Here is an 890-nt window from a genome sequence, read left to right as displayed (position 1 = left end):
CGAGCGACGGCGGCTCCGAGGGGATGGCTTGGCCGGACCCCATGATCAATTTTGCTGAACTTGACGCACAGAACTCGCTTTTACGCCATGCCTTCCTAGAGGGGGCATTCTCGCCAGTGTTTTCCGACTGGAGTGTTAGCTACAGAGACGGGATATAGTTGGTGATTGAATGAAGCGATCCTAATGGAACCTTTGGACCGGGTCGCGATCCGCAACTGCATCTATCGGTACTGCCGCTGCATGGCCCGGGCCAGCAAGGCCATGCTGCGCCGCTCCTATTGACCCCACCCAATAGATCGGCATGGCATCTATTCCGGGCCTGCGGAGGGCTCCCGCCTCCCGGCGCGAGAAGTGCTCAAAAGCCGCGCCCGCAATATCCACCAGTTCGGCCAATTATTGATAGAACTCGTCGGCCCGACGCGGAGCGCTGTGCGACGTGCTTCCTTGTCATGCAGCGCGGCGGCAAGGATGGGCGCGTGCGGCAGTTCCGATCGGTCGACGCTGTTGCGGCCTGTTCGACAAGCGCGGCGGGGAGTGGCGCATTGAGCATTGTGGTGTTCGACTGGGGCGAGGAGCAGTCGTTGCAGCCTCAAACCGAGGCCGCGCGCTGTGGCCGGCGCCTGCTGACTGGAGCGCAGCCGTCCGACGATCCGATTTGCGAAACTCCGGCCGCCGCCCTCGATCGCCGTATGTAGGATCCGCGTGCTCGCTCGTGTCAGGTCCGCGCACATCATCGCGCAAAGTTGAGTCTGACGTCCTTGAAATCGGGGATTGGTTCTTCAATTGCTCAATCGACATGATGCCTCCAGCAACATGCCTCAAGCAACCTTCAGCGTTTCGCCGCCGATCTCGCGGTTGCAGGGGCAGAGCTCGTCGGTCTGCAGAGCATC

Annotated in this window: 1 protein-coding gene and 1 pseudogene; one reads left to right on the top strand and one right to left on the bottom strand. The window is 61.2% G+C overall.

The window, feature by feature from the left end:
- Positions 1 to 542 precede the first annotated feature (542 nt).
- A complete protein-coding gene (locus tag AC5ZG1_RS44040; RefSeq protein ID WP_455999050.1) occupies positions 543 to 695 on the top strand; it encodes a hypothetical protein in 153 nt (50 codons plus the stop codon).
- 123 nt (positions 696 to 818) lie between these two features.
- Here the strand turns inward: AC5ZG1_RS44040 and AC5ZG1_RS44035 are convergent.
- Positions 819 to 890: pseudogene (locus tag AC5ZG1_RS44035) on the bottom strand (peroxiredoxin); the annotation flags it as partial.

The sequence above is a fragment of the Bradyrhizobium sp. Leo78 genome (genome assembly GCF_059512425.1).
The sequence above is the reverse complement of the archived record's forward strand: the minus strand, read 5'-3'. Positions and strand labels throughout refer to the sequence as shown.